The 17,468-nt window shown below is 46.5% G+C and carries 10 protein-coding genes and 1 tRNA gene; 4 read left to right on the plus strand and 7 right to left on the minus strand.

The features are described 5' to 3' along the window. The first annotated feature begins 48 nt into the window (after positions 1 to 48). Positions 49 to 1,308, plus strand: a complete 1,260-nt coding sequence (nagA, locus tag HXT56_RS05425) for an N-acetylglucosamine-6-phosphate deacetylase (protein WP_421777963.1) — start codon at positions 49 to 51, stop codon at positions 1,306 to 1,308. Positions 1,309 to 1,426: 118 nt separating this feature from the next. Here the strand turns inward: nagA and HXT56_RS05430 are convergent, their stop codons facing one another. The 4 genes from HXT56_RS05430 to tgt all read right to left on the minus strand — a co-directional run bounded on the left by HXT56_RS05430 (position 1,427) and on the right by tgt (position 6,558). Further along, complete coding sequence (locus tag HXT56_RS05430; protein ID WP_116712625.1) at positions 1,427 to 2,218, minus strand: FadR/GntR family transcriptional regulator; 792 nt, start codon at positions 2,216 to 2,218, stop codon at positions 1,427 to 1,429. Beyond that, a complete protein-coding gene (locus HXT56_RS05435) occupies positions 2,202 to 4,916 on the minus strand; it encodes an exo-alpha-sialidase (RefSeq protein WP_421777964.1) in 2,715 nt (904 codons plus the stop codon). Before HXT56_RS05435 ends, HXT56_RS05430 begins: the two co-directional genes overlap by 17 nt. 183 nt (positions 4,917 to 5,099) lie before the next feature. Then, positions 5,100 to 5,182 (minus strand) — tRNA-Leu (locus HXT56_RS05440). Positions 5,183 to 5,256: 74 nt separating this feature from the next. Beyond that, on the minus strand, positions 5,257 to 6,558 hold the full coding sequence (tgt, locus tag HXT56_RS05445; protein ID WP_116712627.1) for a tRNA guanosine(34) transglycosylase Tgt: 1,302 nt from the start codon (positions 6,556 to 6,558) through the stop codon (positions 5,257 to 5,259). A gap of 277 nt (positions 6,559 to 6,835) precedes the next feature. On the opposite strand from tgt, the gene HXT56_RS05450 reads away from it, so the two are divergent. Then, positions 6,836 to 8,704 carry a S1C family serine protease gene (locus tag HXT56_RS05450; protein WP_421777965.1) on the plus strand — a complete coding sequence of 623 codons (1,869 nt, stop codon included), beginning with the start codon at positions 6,836 to 6,838 and terminating at the stop codon, positions 8,702 to 8,704. Positions 8,705 to 9,175: 471 nt separating this feature from the next. Here HXT56_RS05450 and HXT56_RS05455 read toward each other — a convergent pair whose 3' ends face one another. Together HXT56_RS05455 and rlmB are read right to left on the minus strand one after the other, a co-directional pair. Beyond that, the gene (locus HXT56_RS05455; protein WP_421777966.1) at positions 9,176 to 10,873 is read right to left on the minus strand and encodes an ABC transporter ATP-binding protein; all 1,698 of its coding nucleotides are present in this window, start codon (positions 10,871 to 10,873) and stop codon (positions 9,176 to 9,178) included. A gap of 118 nt (positions 10,874 to 10,991) precedes the next feature. Next, positions 10,992 to 11,987, minus strand: a complete 996-nt coding sequence (gene rlmB / locus HXT56_RS05460) for a 23S rRNA (guanosine(2251)-2'-O)-methyltransferase RlmB (RefSeq protein WP_165846103.1) — start codon at positions 11,985 to 11,987, stop codon at positions 10,992 to 10,994. Between the two features lie 305 nt (positions 11,988 to 12,292). Between rlmB and HXT56_RS05465 the strand changes: the two genes are divergently transcribed. Together HXT56_RS05465 and dcd are read left to right on the plus strand one after the other, a co-directional pair. Then, the gene (locus HXT56_RS05465; protein ID WP_421777967.1) at positions 12,293 to 15,280 is read left to right on the plus strand and encodes a cation-translocating P-type ATPase; all 2,988 of its coding nucleotides are present in this window, start codon (positions 12,293 to 12,295) and stop codon (positions 15,278 to 15,280) included. Positions 15,281 to 15,642: 362 nt separating this feature from the next. Continuing rightward, a complete protein-coding gene (dcd, locus tag HXT56_RS05470; RefSeq protein WP_421777968.1) occupies positions 15,643 to 16,224 on the plus strand; it encodes a dCTP deaminase in 582 nt (193 codons plus the stop codon). A gap of 307 nt (positions 16,225 to 16,531) precedes the next feature. On the opposite strand, the gene HXT56_RS05475 is transcribed toward dcd, so the two are convergent. After that, a complete protein-coding gene (locus HXT56_RS05475) occupies positions 16,532 to 17,434 on the minus strand; it encodes a LysR substrate-binding domain-containing protein (RefSeq protein WP_421777969.1) in 903 nt (300 codons plus the stop codon). Positions 17,435 to 17,468 lie beyond the last annotated feature (34 nt).

The raw sequence follows: 17,468 nt of genomic DNA on the forward strand, positions 1-17,468 counted from the left end.
GTCTAAAATTTAGTAACGTATTCAAAAGCACAATCGCAGGTGAATGAAATGTCAAAAAATGCATATTTAGATGCCGTAAATAAGATTGATGATTCACTAAAATCAAGTGAGGGGCGCAATTTTGTAGTGCGAAACGTTAGCGTTGTAGACGCGCGCGGAATCGTTCCAAACGCTTGGATTTTAGTTAAAGACGGCGTAATTCTAAAAACTGGCATTTTGAGAGATGACCTCACCGCAGCGATTCATTCTTACGGCCTAAGCGCATCTGATTTAAGCGTTATAGATGGGCGCGGAAGTTTTGCTGCGCCCGGTTACATTGATTTGCACGCTCATGGAGCTTGGGAACATTCGTTTGACGATGGCGCCGAAGGGATTGCTATCGCGCGCGCTTACCACATGCTTCATGGCACAACTCGGCAAGTTCTTAGCTTAATTACGAATCCCCTCAACGTAATGCAGGAAAACTTGCGCGTTGTTAAGCAGGTTATGCAAACGCGACCAGATGTGCTTGGGTCGCATTTGGAGGGACCGTTTTTGGCGCTGTCTCGAAAAGGCGCTCACGATCCTAATTGTCTGGTGGACCCTACAGCCGAGCGCGTTGAAGCACTGCTGGAGGCAGCAGACGGCACTTTGCGTCAAATTACTATTGCTCCTGAGCGTGAACATGGCATGGAGGCTATTAAACGTTTTGTTGATGCTGGCGTAATCCCAGCCGTTGGCCATTGCGATGCGGATTATCAAACTGCTCGCACAGCTTTTAACGCAGGTTCCACGCTTATGACGCACATGTTTAACGCTATGAATGGCATTCATCATCGTAAGCCAGGCCCGATTCCTGCAGCCTTGGAAGATTCGCGCGTCACGATTGAGCTTATTAACGACGGTTTCCACGTTGAAAACCCCGTTTTGCGAATGGCGTTTAAGGCAGCGGCTGGAAGGATTGCGTTTGTAACAGACGCTATGGCCGCCACCGGTTGCGCGGATGGCTCTTATAAGCTTGGAGCACTTGACGTTCAGGTTACAGACGGTCATGCAAGGCTTGTTTCTAATGGCGCTATAGCGGGGTCTACTTTAACGTTAGACGTTGCGATTAAGCGCGCTGTTAAAGAGCTTGGCATTGGCTTGCCGGCGGCAATTGCGGCTGCAACTCTCGTTCCAGCCCGAGCTCTTGGGGTAGATAAGCAGAATGGTATAACTAACGCGCCTTTGGGCTTGGTTGAAAAGGGTTACGCAGCCGACTTACTTTTGCTTAATTCTGGGACTTTGGCCGTCGAGCACGTTTGGCTAGAAGGCCATAAAATTTCGTAACGATTGTAATCGTTACATTTAAGCGTGATGTCACAGTACTCAGGCATCACCATTGAAGATAAAAGAACCGCTCCGTAAATAAGAGCGGTTCTTCTATTTGTGCGTTCGTTTTGTAAGATTAATTCTTCTTTAATCTGTGTAACAAAATGGATTGGATCGGTTCGTAGTGAGAATTTACGGCTTGTCTATATCCATCTGCGTCTCCCGCAATAGCCGTTTTAAGCATAAGTTCGTGCGCTCTAGCGGTTTTTTCAAGCTCGTCCGAAACTTCCAGCCCCAATTGTGGCAAAACAGCCATATGCACAAGCCACAAGCATCGCACGAATTGCTCTGCAATCGTATTGTTTACCGCGCGCAAAATGCCCGTGTGGAAAGCAATGTCTTGTTCCAAGAACGTTTTTCCAGCATGCGCTTCTTTAGTCATTATTTCCGAAAGCGCCTCCAGCTCTGGATGCTGCGTTCCTTTAAGCGACTCAACCACCTTATCCGCACATCCAAGGTCTAGGAATTTTCGCATTTCTACAACGTTACTCAAGTCTTCAAAATTCTTATTAATGGAGATTAAGGAGCGAAAAGCGAGTGTTTCCACCATTGGGTCCAAAGATAGCGAGCCAACAAACATGCCTTTTCCTTGCTTAACTTCCACAATGTTAAGTGCTTCCAGCTTGCGAATCGCCTCGCGCACCGATGACCTTGATGCGCCAATCAAATTGCATAGCATTGGCTCAGTTGGCAGCATGTCTTTGGGTTGCAAGCGTTCTCTTAAAATAAGCGATCTGATTGCATCCATCGTTTCGTCGCAACGTTTTCTTGCAACAATTGGAGCGGAATTAGAGCTTGCTTGCAATAACGATAAGCGGTCTAGTGTTGTCATCTCGTCGTCTTCGCAGCTGCTAAATGTCTCTTCCATTTTGGCTCCTTTCAGTTCGCGTGAGTCTTCTCTCTTTTATTTCTTCCATTTTTTCGTTTTTGTGTACTTCGTTTTTGTGTACTTTGTTTTTGAAACCTGTGTGCAAACTATCTTGTTGCCAAAGCGAGGAATCTATTGTTGTTATATAAATTCCAGTAGTCTCTCTTTCCCACAGTAGTTGCAAAGTTCGTTTATTGCTAGAGCTAAGGCATTGATATACGTGGTGGAACGGGTTTATACACACGCTTTTTGCCCATGTTTTTCCACCGTCAAAGCTAAATCTCACAACTCCGCGACCGCGGTACGGCATCATTTGGCTTGCGTTTGCAAACGCTATGCAGTCGGTGGCTTCTGCGTTCTCTGCATTTTCGCTGCTTAAACAGGTTGCGCTCGGCTGGCTGAATATCTCTGGCAAACTTGTGTCAAAAATCAGCTCGCTCCAAGTTTCTCCGCAATCTTGACTAATAGCTTTGCCTACACATCCCGAGCGATTTTGATTGCGGAAGAAAGCTAAAATATCGCCATTTTTGCGTTCAACAAACACAGTTTCGGAGCTTGTGGCATCGTCGTCTTGCATTGTTGCAGGGTCTACGATTTTTCCGTTGATTAATCGCCCTTCGTTAATCATTTTGCCTCGGCTCCACGTTTTGCCGTCGTCGTCCGAAATAAGCGCTCCCGAAGAGTAGTGCGATTTGCTTTGGCCGCTGCAATAGAATGGCACGAGTATTCTGCCGTAATGTTTTTCGCTGTGCCTAATAACAATTCCGTTCCCAGGGCACACTCCCGCAAAGCTCATCCATGGCTCCTTAACCATGTGGTCGATTAAGCGTGGCGCGCTCCATGTTTTGCCGTCGTCGTCCGAGTAGATTTGCGCTATATAACACGTTTTTTCGGCAAATAATGGCTGACTTTCGCTTGCAATTGCTGGCGATTTCCATATGTCCCACGTGGAACAGTCGCAAGTTTGATTACTGTGCGAGTTATTGCGTAAGTCATTGTGCAAATCGCCATTCAAATCGCCATTTTTTATGCTTCCGTCTGGGAAAACTAGCCACTTTGTTGCGCATTCTTTTTCGCTAGAATCGCATGGCAATTTTACGGCCGCGCTTGCGTCCATTGCTGCCGCGTAGTTGCCTCCTAAGCGGTCTATAAGCTTGATCCTTCCGCATGCGTCTACGCCTACAGCGGTTTTACAATTTGTTAGCCCAATTCCGCCAGGATTAATGTCGATTAATACGTTAATTCTTTCGCTTTTGCCTTCTGGGTCTAAAACAGGGCAGGAGTCGATTGCGCTCGCGCCCAGTTTTCCAAGGTTTTTGCCAGGCATGTTGATTACGGTTTGCAAAGGCCCCCACGTTTTGCCGCCGTCCGCGGACCGGCGAATCACAAAGTTTATGTGGTTTGGAGCGTCGTTTGAAACGCTTGTTCGCTGGTCTGCTCCTGCGATTAGTGTTCCCATGTGCGTTTTTACAAGAGACGGTATTCTGTAGCTGCGAGAGCCCGCATATCCTGTGTCAAATAGTGCGGTTGTTACAAGCGGTTTTACTTTTGATATTCTTTGGATTTGGCCTTCGGTTAGTGCGCTAAAGTAGATTCCGCCTGTTCTAGCTTCTCCCATTAATCGCACTCCGCGCAAGTCTTCGCCAATGCTTACGGCGTTTAATTCTGGTATGTTTGCAAACCAGAATTGTCCTATGTTGTGCGACTGGCTGTATCCGTCTACGTAAATGTCGATTGCTCCGCGATTTGCGCGAATAATCAAGTCGTGCCATTCGCCGTCGTCAACGCTTGCGGCTGCTTCGATTACGCTTTTTACGCACGTTTCGCTGTCGATTAGCGTGATTTTTATGCCTTCTGGCCCTGCATACACGCTTATTTTTTCGCTAGATTCTAGATTAGTTTTTGTTCCAACAGTTCCAGCAGCAAAAAGCACTCCATGTTGGCCCGGGCCGCGCAATCTAAATTGAATGTACAGCGTTCCGATCGACTTGCAAGATACGCGTTTTATGTCTCTTGCGCAAATCGTAGGTCCTGCAAACCATATGTCTGGCTGTGCTTGAGTGGCCGAATTTGCGATTTCTTCTGGATTTGGCAAGTGGTTTGAGTAGTAAAAGTCGTAGATTTGCGAAGATTCTGCCTGTGCTGCACACACTTCGGCCGCTTTTTCGCTCACTCTTTGCGGCCCAAGATTCGTTGCGCTCGCAAAGCATTGGTATCCGTCTAAATAGAATCGGCTTCCAAAACTTCCGTACGTTATTGCAAAATCGTGTTCGCGCCCATCGCATGCGCCTAGCGCATCTTCCATGTGCAGTGCAATTTCTTTCGCGCCATTTGCATCCGCGCTATCTTCTAAAAGATTTTGCGCAACAAGTAGTGGAGAATCTTCTTTAATACTTATTTTTATTATTGGAGTTGCGTGCTCTTGATGCGTGGAAGCTTGCGATTTTTGCGCGGGCTTAATATTTAATAAATCGCAATTCGCATTTGCTACAAATTTGAACCTTATTATTCCTTCGTTTTGATTTATTCCATCGTTTTTATCTTTACGATTGGTGCTCGATGCGTTTTCGCTATATTCTTTGATTTCGCTAGTTGGTGTAATTTTTATTGTGGCATGGTTGAATCGCGTGTGCTCCGAACCTGCGATATTTACTATATCTACACTTAGGTTCGTCGTCTTCGTTGAACGACGTTCCATTTTAGTCCTCCATGACCGTAAAAATTAAAACCACTATGTTTTAACACATATGACGTCTTATGACATCTACTTATTTAGTCTATCACATATTTTTAAGCAAATGCACAATTGTTGCACATGATGTTGCAATATGATGCTACAAAATAAAAAAAAAACGTTGAAATATCAACGTTTTACAAAGAGTGCGAACGGCGGGACTTGAACCCGCACGAGTATACACTCACTGCCACCTGAAGACAGCGCGTCTACCATTCCGCCACGTTCGCATACAAAGTGCAAGGCTACCATACTTGATATAAACTCGCAATATTTAGCCTAGCGTTTTGTACTCAAATTGCTCTCAGCCTTTTGAACCGTTTTCGTAATAATGCGCAAGAGTTTCGTCGCGGAACTCCTCAAAATATCCGCCGTCAATAGAAGCACGAATATCGTCAAGCAACTTCACAAAGAAACGCTCGTTGTGAATAGTCGCAAGCGTAAAACCGTTCATTTCGCTAGCTCGCAACAAATGATCCACATACATTCGAGAATAATGCGTGCAAGTGTAGCAATCGCAACCTTCCTCAAGCGGACGCTGGTCATGCTTAAATTCAGCACGCTTTACGTTATAACGACCATGACGAGTGAAAATCGCACCATTGCGCCCACAACGAGCTGGGGCTACGCAATCAAATGTATCTCCACCGTTCTCTACGCACGCAAAAATATCGTCGACTGCAGCAATACCAAGCACGTGTCGAGGCCTGTTTTCCGGCATCGCGTCACAAATCCATGCGCAAGTATCTCCAATAATTCGCTTTTCAATAGCGCCACCAATACCAACGCCATCAAAATCTAGCGAAGCAATCTGCTCAGCTGCATGCCGGCGCAAATCCTCATAATTAGCGCCCTGAACCACACCATACAGTGCCTGATACGGCTTACCAACGCGCTCCTCTGTCAAACGCTGATGCTCAGCTACGCAACGCTTAGCCCAACGGAACGTACGCTCAACTGATTCTTCCTGGTAGCGACGAGTATTCATTAAAGTAGTAAGCTCGTCGAAAGCAAACATAATATCCGCACCAAGTTTATGCTGGATTCCCATAGAAATTTCGGCACTAAAACGGTGCTTGGATCCGTTAAGAGGAGACTTAAAAGTTACGCCGTCCTCGTCAACGAAAGCCATACGCTCCTTGCCGGCCGCAATAACATCATCCGACTTCATGCCAGTAACGTCCATTGCAAGCGTTTTCTTAAAGCCAGCGCCTAAAGAAAGCACTTGGAAGCCACCAGAATCCGTAAAAGTTGGCTTATCCCAGTTCATAAACTTTCCTAAACCGCCAGCTTCGTCAAGAACATCCGCACCCGGACGCTCATACAAGTGAAAAGCGTTAGAAAGCATGCACTGCGCGCCTAAATCTTTAATAGTTTCAGGCAATACTGCCTTCATCGCAGCTTGCGTCGCAACCGGCACGAACGCAGGAGTTTGAATATCTCCGTGAGGCGTGTGAATTACGCCAGTGCGTCCGTAACGAGCGCCGTCGCGACCCTTACCTTCAGCAGTATTGGAAAGTCGCGTTTTAGTTGTAAACGAAAATTCTTTGCGGTCACCAGGCTTCCCAGGCTCGGCTCCGCGTGGATGTTCAAGAAGACTTGTCATATCCTTTACTTTATTAGAAGCCCTGACGAGTAAAACTAAAAGTTGCTACGAAAACAAAGTAATACTATTTATAAACTGACGAAATTTGCGAACCAACGTAACTTACAAAATTCGCGATGATATATGCAAATACCTATTTTGGAGACAATCGCTAGCTAATTTACGGGGTTTTTATTGTGAATTGTTCAGGAAATTTTAAGAACGAGAAGATTAACTCGTATTAAGAATAACTGCATGGTTTATTATGTTGTGTTAAGAATATTTTTAAGGAGGATGAATGGCTGACGATATTTATGATGCTCATCAGCAAGAATTCAACGAGTCTAACCAGATTCAAGGCAATCAAGATAATCAGCCTTACGCTCCCCAGCCCCAGCCGCAGCCGCAGTCGCAGTCGCAGCAAGAAGCTCAACCGGAAGCAGAACAGCAGACTCAGCAAATAACGCAGCAAAACACACAGCAACCGCAGCAAATGCAACCTGCGCCGCAACCGCCACAAACGCCACAAACGCAGCAACCGCAAATATACAGTCCTGCTCCAGAATTCGGCGCTTATGGCCCTGCTCGCACAGATAACACGGGCGCAGCAAACAGCGCAATTACCGGCAATACGCAAGACGCACAAAACACACAAAATGGATTTAACGGCGACGCCACGCGCGAAGGCAACACTAACGATACGTTACCTATACCGTTTGCCAATTTGCAACATACGAGCAACACATTTGGAAATCCTTACGAATCTAACGAAAATCCGAATGTTGTAAACGGCGCCAACAATGCAGCTGCAAACAACACGGATCCTAACGGGGAGCCGTACAATACCAGCAACAACAACGCAAACGGCACAACGGCACCAAAGCTTCGCAATAAGAACGTAGTATCCCCTGTTTTCACTTCCATTATTTCCGCTGCAATTTCAGCAATAGTATGCTTAGTAGTGGTAGCTTTTGCCATTTCTCAAGGACTTATTGCACTTCCGGAAGCAGGATCCTTGGCTAACGTCGGCACAAATAATTCGGCACGAGGAACGGCAATAGTCAAAGGCGCAAATGCCCCAGATTGGCGAAACGTTGCACGTCAAGTCTCCGGATCTGTAGTATCCATACAAACACGTTTGGAACGTGGCATGGGCAAAGGCTCCGGCGCAATTATTAGTTCTAAAGGCTATGTCGTAACCAACAATCACGTAATCGCTGGTGCAAAACAGATTCAGGTCACACTCTCCAATGGGCAAATGTATTCAGCAACTTTGGTGGGCGCAGATAAAACAACCGACTTGGCAGTGCTCAAACTCGACAACGCACCAAGCAATCTGAAGGCAGCACAGTTCGCCGACTCCAACAATCTTGCGGTAGGTGAACCGGTTATGGCAATTGGCAACCCACTCGGCTACGACGACACAGCAACCACGGGTATTGTGTCAGCATTAAACCGACCAGTATCTGTTATGGATGACCAAAGCCGTTCCGAAATCGTAACCAACGCAGTACAAATCGACGCAGCTATTAACCCTGGAAATTCAGGCGGCCCAACGTTTAACGCAGCAGGACAAATTATCGGTATCAACTCCTCCATTGCAGCAACATCTGCACGAGGCGGCACCGCTGGTTCTATTGGTATCGGCTTTGCAATTCCAGCGAACTTAGTAAAACGCGTAGTTTCAGAAATTATTAAAAAAGGTTCCGTTAAACACGTAGCTTTGGGAATTATGATTAAAAGCGTAGCCGTGGAATCAAACGGAATTACCCGCGGAGGTGCGCAAATCGCCTCAGTAAACCAAGGCTCTCCTGCAGCCAAAGCTGGCTTGCAAGCCGGTGACACTATTGTAGCCTTCGACGACAAGCCGGTGACTAACAATTACGCTCTGCTCGGATACGTGCGCGCTACAGCGTTCAACGAAAAGGCCACACTTACGGTAGTGCGCGGCGGAAGTACGCTGAAACTACGGGTGACATTTAACCAAGAAGAAGCAGCCGTTAATGGTGCCAATCGTCAAGAAAGCCAGTTCAATAAGAACAAGAAGCGCCATAGCTTGCGCAATAAGCATGGCAATAGTTCCGATGACGACGATGATGACATGCAGCAGCGTGGAGACGACGATGGAGATGACGGCGGAATTTTTGATCCGTTTGGCTTCTGGTAAATTGAATAACTACCCGCACAACAGCGCAATCAATCGTGCTGAAAATGCGGATTAGTTAAACAAATACGCCCCGAAAGTAAGTTCATACAACTTGCAGTCGGGGCGTATTTGTTTATTCACCTATAATATAATCCGTTTGGCGTGGCGCGAGTTTTGGGGGATTTCTCTCCTCGCACGCCCCGTCCTTCGTCGCTTCGGTTGTTAAAGGTTTTTATGTCTGCTTCGTTCTTAATGAATGTTGCTTCCTCAGTCCTCTTTTAGTGCTCGTAGAGAAATCCCCCTAAACTCTGCGTGCTAATCGTTAATAACCGTGTCTATCGCCGAGATTTTTCGATTTTTCTTCTTCGCTTGGCGAATCAGCAGCCTTCGGCTCTGACGTTCGCCTCGCTCAGTGCGAAAAATCTCAAATCTCCACCACACTAATATTCCTACGACTGAACTGATTGCAATTAAAATGTAAAAATAAACTATTCATTCATTTTGAAGGTTACTTTTACGCTCGTAAACCGTAACTTTTCCATCGCTTGTTCGCGCTTTCCAAGAAGATTTAGTTTGCGCAATAACATGAGGCGTATAGTGCTCAATGTTGTAATCCAAAGATAGGAAATAGTACCAAGGCTCGCTCGATTCCGTAACAAAGAATTGAGGCTCCCGCTTCGATTTGCAAGCAGCTAATTCAGCATAAGATTGCTGTTCGCTAGGCTGCTCGTTGGTAATAAACGAACTGTTTTTGTAGCTGCAATCAATAAGATTCTTAGCAAAATATGGGTTTGCTGTAATAAGTTGCCACGAATACTGATGAATATCACTTACTTCCGGAGATATTACGTTACCGTACTTGTCAGTTTGTTCATCTTTATGCAGCCAAGAAGTTACGAAACGCTTATTTTCAGCATGATTGCGCTTAATAAATTGCGCAAGCGCGCGAGATCCGGAATAGTCGAAACGAATATCGTTAACGCAAGCAAACGCGTTCCAAACTAGGCTTGGTGCAAGCAATAAGACGATAAGTAAGTTAACCGCTTTTTGCTGATTCACAATATTATATTTTGCAAAATAAGGTCTCAACTGTGCAAAAAGTTTGACCAGCATAGCCGGGACGTCACCTCTATCAAGCGGACGCTTTGCAATGCACATCCAAAGTTGCGCCAAGAACAGTACGAACACGATTCCCGAATGATGCAAAGTAAAATATTGCGTCGCCACCGCAGAAAAAGCTAAGTATGGGAAAATAAGATCAGCGGTCATGCTCCTGCGATACGCAATACGAATCACACAAGCCCACATCAATAGCGAAACAATCACACAAATAGCAGTAGGCAGCACGCCCAAAGTTAAACGTCGAAGCGACACGTCACCGCCAAAAGCAGTAAACGCACTTTCTGAAGGAACAACGAAAAGAAAATACAAAAATTGAACAATCTGCGAATTTCCACTAAAAGTTGCGCGGGAACCAAAAGCGTTAGAAGCGGGCCAAATACAAGCAACACTTGTAATGCCTACAAAAGCGAGCAAAACCCAAGCCGACAAACGTTGAATATTGGAAAAAATTGCGGAAAAAGCGTGCGACAATCCCGCAGACTTAATAACTCGGAAAACCCAAGCCAACGCAAAACCGGCAGCCAATGCAATTCCGTAAGCACTTAACACACACATGAGCGCAAGACTTAACATGAGTTTCCAAGTGCAAGAAGGCTTAGAATCCGCTTGTTTCCAATAGTGCGCAGCCATTAGCAAGGCAGCGCAAAGCAGCGCATACGGGCGAGAAGTAACGCCATATTGGAAGCAGAAGAAATACGTAAACGGCAGCAGGATAATTGCCAGTCTGCTAAAAGGAGCGTGAAATATCAGCCACCCTCCGAGAAGCGCGGCACACAACAATTGCACTCCCTTAAGACCGATTTCGTACGGGACCCCAGTTTTTGCAGGAATAGAAAGAAGAAGCGTCCACAGCGGCGGATGCCCTTCGTAGTGCGGGCGAAGCGTTAACAAATCAGCAAAAGAAGAATCGCGCGCAATAAGCCAACTTTGCGCTTCATCAAACCAAGGCTCATGGAAGCACATGACGATAACAATTACCGAAAGATACGCAGCAAACGTAAGTATGCGAGCGCGGAGCGACAGACGTATCGTGCCTGCAGATTTCAAATAGGATATGTTTCCGTTCATAACTACCTTCGTTCGGAACTTTTGCTTGTTCAAATAATCACACAAGTTGCGCACAAACAGCGCACAAATAAAATCACGCCCGCACTATGGCGAGCGTGAAATATGCGAAAGCTACACGTCAGTTTTGTTTCAAAGCCGCCAAACGGCGAGCATTGGCCACAGCGTACAAGCTAATACCAGCAGCAACCGAAGCGTTAAGAGATTCAACCGCGCTGGAAATTGGGATTCCTGCGATAGCGTCGCAAGCTTCACGCGTGAGACGGCTCATGCCTTTACCTTCGGAACCAAGAACCACAACTAACGGATCGGTTTCAAAACCAGTTTCACCAACGAGCTTGTCGCCACCGCCGTCAAGACCAACCGCATACCAGCCGCGTTCGCGCAAACCTTGAATCGCCTTGTTCAAATTCACGACTCGAGCAACCGGCAAATGAGCTGCAGCACCCGCGGAAACCTTCCACGCAGCCGCAGTTACGGAAGCAGAACGACGTTCTGGCAAAATCACGCCATTAGCACCAAACGCGGCAGCAGAACGAATAACCGCACCCAAATTTTGCGGATCAGTTACGCCATCCAAAGCAATAAACAACGGTCGCGCATTGATACGCGCTGCCGCAGAATCTGCAGCTTCCATGGCGCGAGCCTTCTTTTCTGCCCGCTCAACTAATTCCTGCAACGAGTAATATTGGTACGGTTGCACCTTCAAAATAATGCCTTGATGGTTGCTAGAATGGGCGATGCGATCCATTTCCAAACGGTCAGCTTCCAGCAAACGCAAGCCTTGCATACCGGCGAGCTTCACAATTTCGCGAGTGCGATCGTCGTGTTCAATACGATTCGCCACGTACAACTGCGTGCTTGGCACACCCACTCGTAGAGCTTCAAGGGCTGCGTTGCGACCAATAACAAGTTCGTCTGAATCCGTGCCCAACTTGTCTACTCTGCGACGTGCAGCTAGTCGCGGATCAGCAAAAGTACGTTTCATAGCTGCTTTTTTAGCAAAATAAGCCTTGTGATATACGCGATCTTCGGCCTTTGGTGTAGGTCCTTTACCACGTAGCGCGTTGCGATGTTTTCCACCCGACCCCTTGGTCGGTCCTTTTTTCGTAGTCATACTCCTATTCTCACATGCCCCCGAGGCATTGAGTTTGTACCAAGTTTTATCACTTTGCAGGCGACTTTTGCAACAAAAATACTTAAACAAATATTCCAGAAATGCTTAAACAAATATTCCGGCACGTTCTATGACATAATAGAACGGTACTCAACTATTGCAATACTGTTGCGAAACTGTTGTAAAACCGTTGCAAAACCGTTGCAATAATCCACAACCGCGCAATAGTTACGATAATAAGCAGCTAACAATAGCGCTGTTACCGCAATTATTGACTACTCCGCGGCGCTCCCAAGGGGGAAAATATGGTTGATCACACTATTGATCAATCCGAAAACAAAGTAATTGACTCTCCAAGTCAAGATCCATCGTTACAAGACGTTCAACAAGTTGCTGAAGCTCTGCACGTAGATGTGACGCGCGGCTTAAGCTCCGAAGAAGCATCTCGCCGACTTGCGCAATTTGGTCCGAACGCACTCGCCGCAGCACCAAAAATACCTGCGTGGAAACGATTCCTTGAACAGTTCAAAGACCCGCTCGTTTACTTGCTTATTGCAGCCACGATTATTTCTGCAATCGCTTGGTTCGTAGAGCGAGCGCAACATAAAGGAAATAGCGGCGGAGAAATTCTTCCGTTTGATTCCATTGTTATTATCATAATTTTGATTGCGAACGCTGTGCTCGGTTTTATTCAGGAATCGCGTGCGGAAGAAGCAGTTGAAGCTTTGGCTAAAATGAGTGCTCCGCAAACTTCAGTTTTACGAGACGGCCGCGTTAGCCGCATCGATACTACTGAAGTGGTTCCGGGCGATATTCTTGTTCTTGGCGAAGGCGACGCAGTTTCTGCAGACGGCCGACTTATTGCGGCTGCTTCTTTGCGCATTGCTGAAGCAAGTCTTACGGGCGAATCAGTTGCAGTAAGCAAGCGTCCAGATACTTTGCAATCCGCGAAAGCGTTAGGCGATCGCGCCAACATGGTGTTTAATGGCACGGCGGTAACGCAAGGAACCGGCCGCGCAATCGTAACTTCAACCGGCATGCGCACGCAAGTTGGCAAAATTGCGGATATGCTTTCTAAGTCGGATGAGGAATCCACTCCTCTTGAGCGCGAAATGGTGCGCGTTTCTAAAGTTCTCGGCATTGCCGTGTGCGTTATTGCGGTGATAGTTCTTGCCTCTATGTGGCTTCTTGAAGGCTTCCATACAATCCAAGATATTATTGATTCGCTGCTGCTTTCTGTTTCGCTTGCTGTTGCTGCGGTTCCGGAAGGTTTAGCCGCGATTTTGACAGTAGTTCTTGCGCTTGGCGTGCAGCGCATGGTTAAGCATCATGCGGTAGTAAAAAAGTTGTCTTCCGTTGAAACGCTTGGTTCCGCTTCCGTTATTTGTTCCGATAAAACGGGTACTCTTACTCGCAACGAAATGACTGTTGAGCGCGTAGTGACGCCGAGCGGCGAAGTTCAGCTCACTGGCAGCGGCTACAAGCCGGAAGGTCGCATGGTACTTCTTGATTCTGCAGACGCAGATCTTGCAGTTCCACAAAATCTCGCTACGGAAGTATTGGGAACTTTAGGTTCCGGCTACTTGGCTAACGATGGCGATCTTCATTGCGACGAAACTACTAAAAGTTGGCAACCGGTTGGGGATCCTACGGAAGTTTCGTTAATTGTTGCCGCACGTAAAACGAAGGCAGATAAGCGCTACGCTCACTTAGTTCGCGTTGCTGAGGTTCCGTTTACTTCCGAACGCAAGCGTATGTCCGTGGTTGTAAAAGATGGTTCAGATTCCGGAAATTTGATTGTTTGCGCTAAGGGCGCTCCGGACGTGCTGCTTTCTTACTGCACTCGCATTGCGGTAGCCGGCGCTGTACGTCCGCTCACCGACGGCGATCGTGAGGATATATTAGCTACCGTCGAACGCCTTTCCGGAGAAGCTTACCGAACTCTTGGCATGGCGTATCGTCCGCTTGGCGTGGATAGCTTGGCAAAGGTTGACGGCATGGTTGCGAATGCTGCCGGTCAGATTGCTGATGTCGCTGAGCAGAGCGACGTGTTGGAATCCGATTTGATTTGGAACGGCATGGTTGGCATTATTGACCCGCCTCGTATTGAGGTTCGAGATAGTGTTGCTCAGGCTCACCGCGCTGGAATCCGCACTGTTATGATTACTGGCGACCACCCGCTCACTGCGACGCGTATTGCGCGAGATCTTGGAATTGTTGGCAAAGACGAGCACGCACTCACCGGTGATGATCTCGACGAACTTCTTTCTCGAGACGACGACAATATCGCTTTTGACGAAGCAATAAACAAAACCAGCGTTTACGCGCGCGTTGCCCCTGAACACAAGCTTGCTATTGTGTCTTCGTTGCAGCGTCAAGGCAACATTGTTGCTATGACTGGCGATGGCGTAAACGATGCTCCAGCAGTAAAGTCGGCTGATATTGGCGTCGCTATGGGCATTACCGGTACTGAAGTTACGAAAGAATCCGCCAAAATGATTTTGGCTGACGATAATTTCTCAACTATTGTTGCGGCTGTGCGCGAAGGTAGAGGAATTTTCGATAATATTCGTAAATTCTTACGATACTTGCTCAGTTCTAACGTCGGCGAAGTTTGCACAGTTTTCGGCGGCGTTGTTTTTGCTGGCGCGCTTGGCATTACGCAGCCTAATTCCGTTGGCGTTACGCTTCCACTTCTTGCGACTCAGCTTTTGTGGATTAATTTGCTAACGGACGCGGCCCCTGCTCTCGCTATGGGAGTTGACCCGCAAACCGACGACGTAATGGATAGGAAGCCTCGAAAGCTCACCGATAGCGTTATTGACCGACCAATGTGGGGAGATATCGTATTTATCGGCATAATCATGGCTGCTATTACGTTAATCGGCATGGATATGCATTTGGCTGGCGGCTTGTTTACTGACCGTTCTGTTGGCGTTATGAGCCACGCAGCTCAAATGACTCATGCTCGCACAATGGGCTTCACCATTCTTGTGTTTGCGCAGATGTTGAACGCGTTAGCATCTCGTTCCGATTTGCAGAGCGTGTTCGTAGGTTTGTTTGCGAACCGTTGGCTTTGGGGCGCTATTGCAATTTCTGTGGTTCTCCAGCTGGCTGTAATTTACATTCCATTCTTGAACGAGCCATTTGGCACTGTGCCTTTGAGCTTAACTGAATGGTTTGAGTGCCTCGGCCTTTCCATGGTGGTGCTAATAGCTTCCGAGCTTAGAAAGTGCGTGTTGCGTTTTATCGCTAAACGCAAGGCAGCAAAATCCTTAACTACGGCTGCTTAATAAAGCGCGCAATTAGCTAAAATAAATAACTAGCTAACTAACTAAATAAATAGCTAACTAAATAGAAGCTGCCCTAACTAAATAGCAGCTGGCTTACAAATACGCGGTACAGTACGTAGACTACTTACATCAGCTACGTTTCTGTGCCGCGTTTTGTGTTTTTATTTTCTATAAAATTTTTTGCTTATTGCTCACGAATACTTGTTTGTTTTCAGAAAATAGTTTTAGAAACTGCCGGACCGCAGCACACGCTACAATTGTCCGTATTGTGTTGTCGCGCAAAATATGCAATAGAAAATGGAATATTTCGTGCGAACGAAGAAGTGTGTTGTGCATAAGTTATTGCAAGGAGATTTGACGTCATGCTGTTGTCTGATCACGACATTCTCAAAGCTCATGATGAGGGCCATATTAATTTGACCCCATGGACCCCAGAAATGGTACAGCCAGCGTCAATTGACGTGCGTCTTGACCGTTTCTTCCGATTATTCAACAATCATGCTTACACGTATGTTGATCCGGCAGAGAATCAGGGAGAGCTTACAGAACAGTTCGAGGTAGCTCCTGACGAGCCTTGGATTCTTCATCCTGGAGAGTTCGCTTTAGGCGCTACGTGGGAGTATGTAAAGCTTGATGCAACTATTGCTGCGCGTTTGGAAGGCAAAAGCTCGCTCGGTCGTCTTGGTATTTTGACGCATTCCACAGCTGGCTTTATTGACCCAGGCTTTGAAGGCCATATTACGCTTGAACTTTCTAACGTGAGCACGTTGCCGGTTAAGCTTTGGCCTGGCATGAAGATTGGCCAAATGTGCTTCTTCCAGTTGAGTTCTCCGTGCGAGAATCCGTATGGGGCCTCTGTAAACGGTTCACATTACCAGGGTCAGCGCGGTCCAACCCCATCGCGCTCCTATGAGCATTTCTATCGTGCTGATTTAGGAAAATAAGGTCACACAATCGTCATTAAATATAAATTAATATGGCGATTGTTGATTAAATACTAAGTTTCAGAAGAAAAGTAGAGAATTTTCAGATAACTGTCAGCCAGCATTTTACTGCTACCCAGCATCGTGTGGTTTCATAATATTGTCGATGAAAAAACGACAGGTGCAACGAAAAAAGCACTAAAAACTTATTCTTTTCTTCTCTCCTTTTTGTTTCCCCGGCGCTCAGGCGCCGGGGTTAAATTTTTTAATGCTCTGTTTGCGAGCGCACCTACGCTACCGCACACGTCCAGGGTTATAGAGGCCAACATTATTGTTTGTGCAGGTCAGCACAAGCAGAGCTGACGATTTTGCACAATCCTTCCATAATCTTGTCAACTGGAGAAGCCGCACGCCAATTTAAGTACAGTGAACGATAAGGCTTGGGATTCTTAAACTCTCGTAACATTAAACCAGCCGGCTGCACAATTGGAGGTACAGTTGCAAGACGTGGCAATAACGTCACATCTTTGCTTCCTACAACCATATACCGCAAGGTTTCTAACGATGTTGCTCTAAATTCCGATTGCTTCGCACCTACTTTTTGACATACGTCGAGCATGCTTCTACGCATACAATGCCCATCTTCTAATAAAAGTACTTTCTGTGTAGACAAATCTGAAAGTTCAATTGGTTTACTTTCGTGGCCTAGTAAAGAATTTGTAGAAGCCGCAAGGAGAAAATCTTCGTCAAAAACATGACACACTTTTATTGAAGGCGCATTCAAACTTTCGCTTAATATAACTGCGTCGACTTGACCACTATCTAGTAAATCAATAAGTTTTGCTGATTTTTCTTCTATAAAACGAATAGTAAGTTTTGGTTTTAAACGCCTTAGCGCAGGCATGATACGCGGAAGTAAATATGGTCCTAATGTTGGAAACACTCCCAAAACCACTGTAGATGACCATGGATCTTCTGAACGCCTTGCAGCTTGTCGAATACGTGACATATCTGCCTGAATACGTTTAGCATAATAAACTACTTCCCTCCCAGCAGGAGTTAAGATTTGTTTTCCGGGAGTACGCTCAATAAGTTCCACACCTAAAGTTTCTTCAAGTCTTTTAATTTGGGTTGAAAGAGTAGGCTGGGAAACGCGCATACGAACAGCCGCCTTGGTAAAGCTTCCTTCTTGCGCAAAAGCTATTAGATATTCTAACGCTCTAATATTCATAAGACGCCTCCCGTTGTTTATTGCGTAATAAATG

The sequence above is a fragment of the Gardnerella nova genome (genome assembly GCF_049244055.1).
In the GTDB taxonomy this organism is placed as follows: domain Bacteria; phylum Actinomycetota; class Actinomycetes; order Actinomycetales; family Bifidobacteriaceae; genus Bifidobacterium; species Bifidobacterium vaginale_H.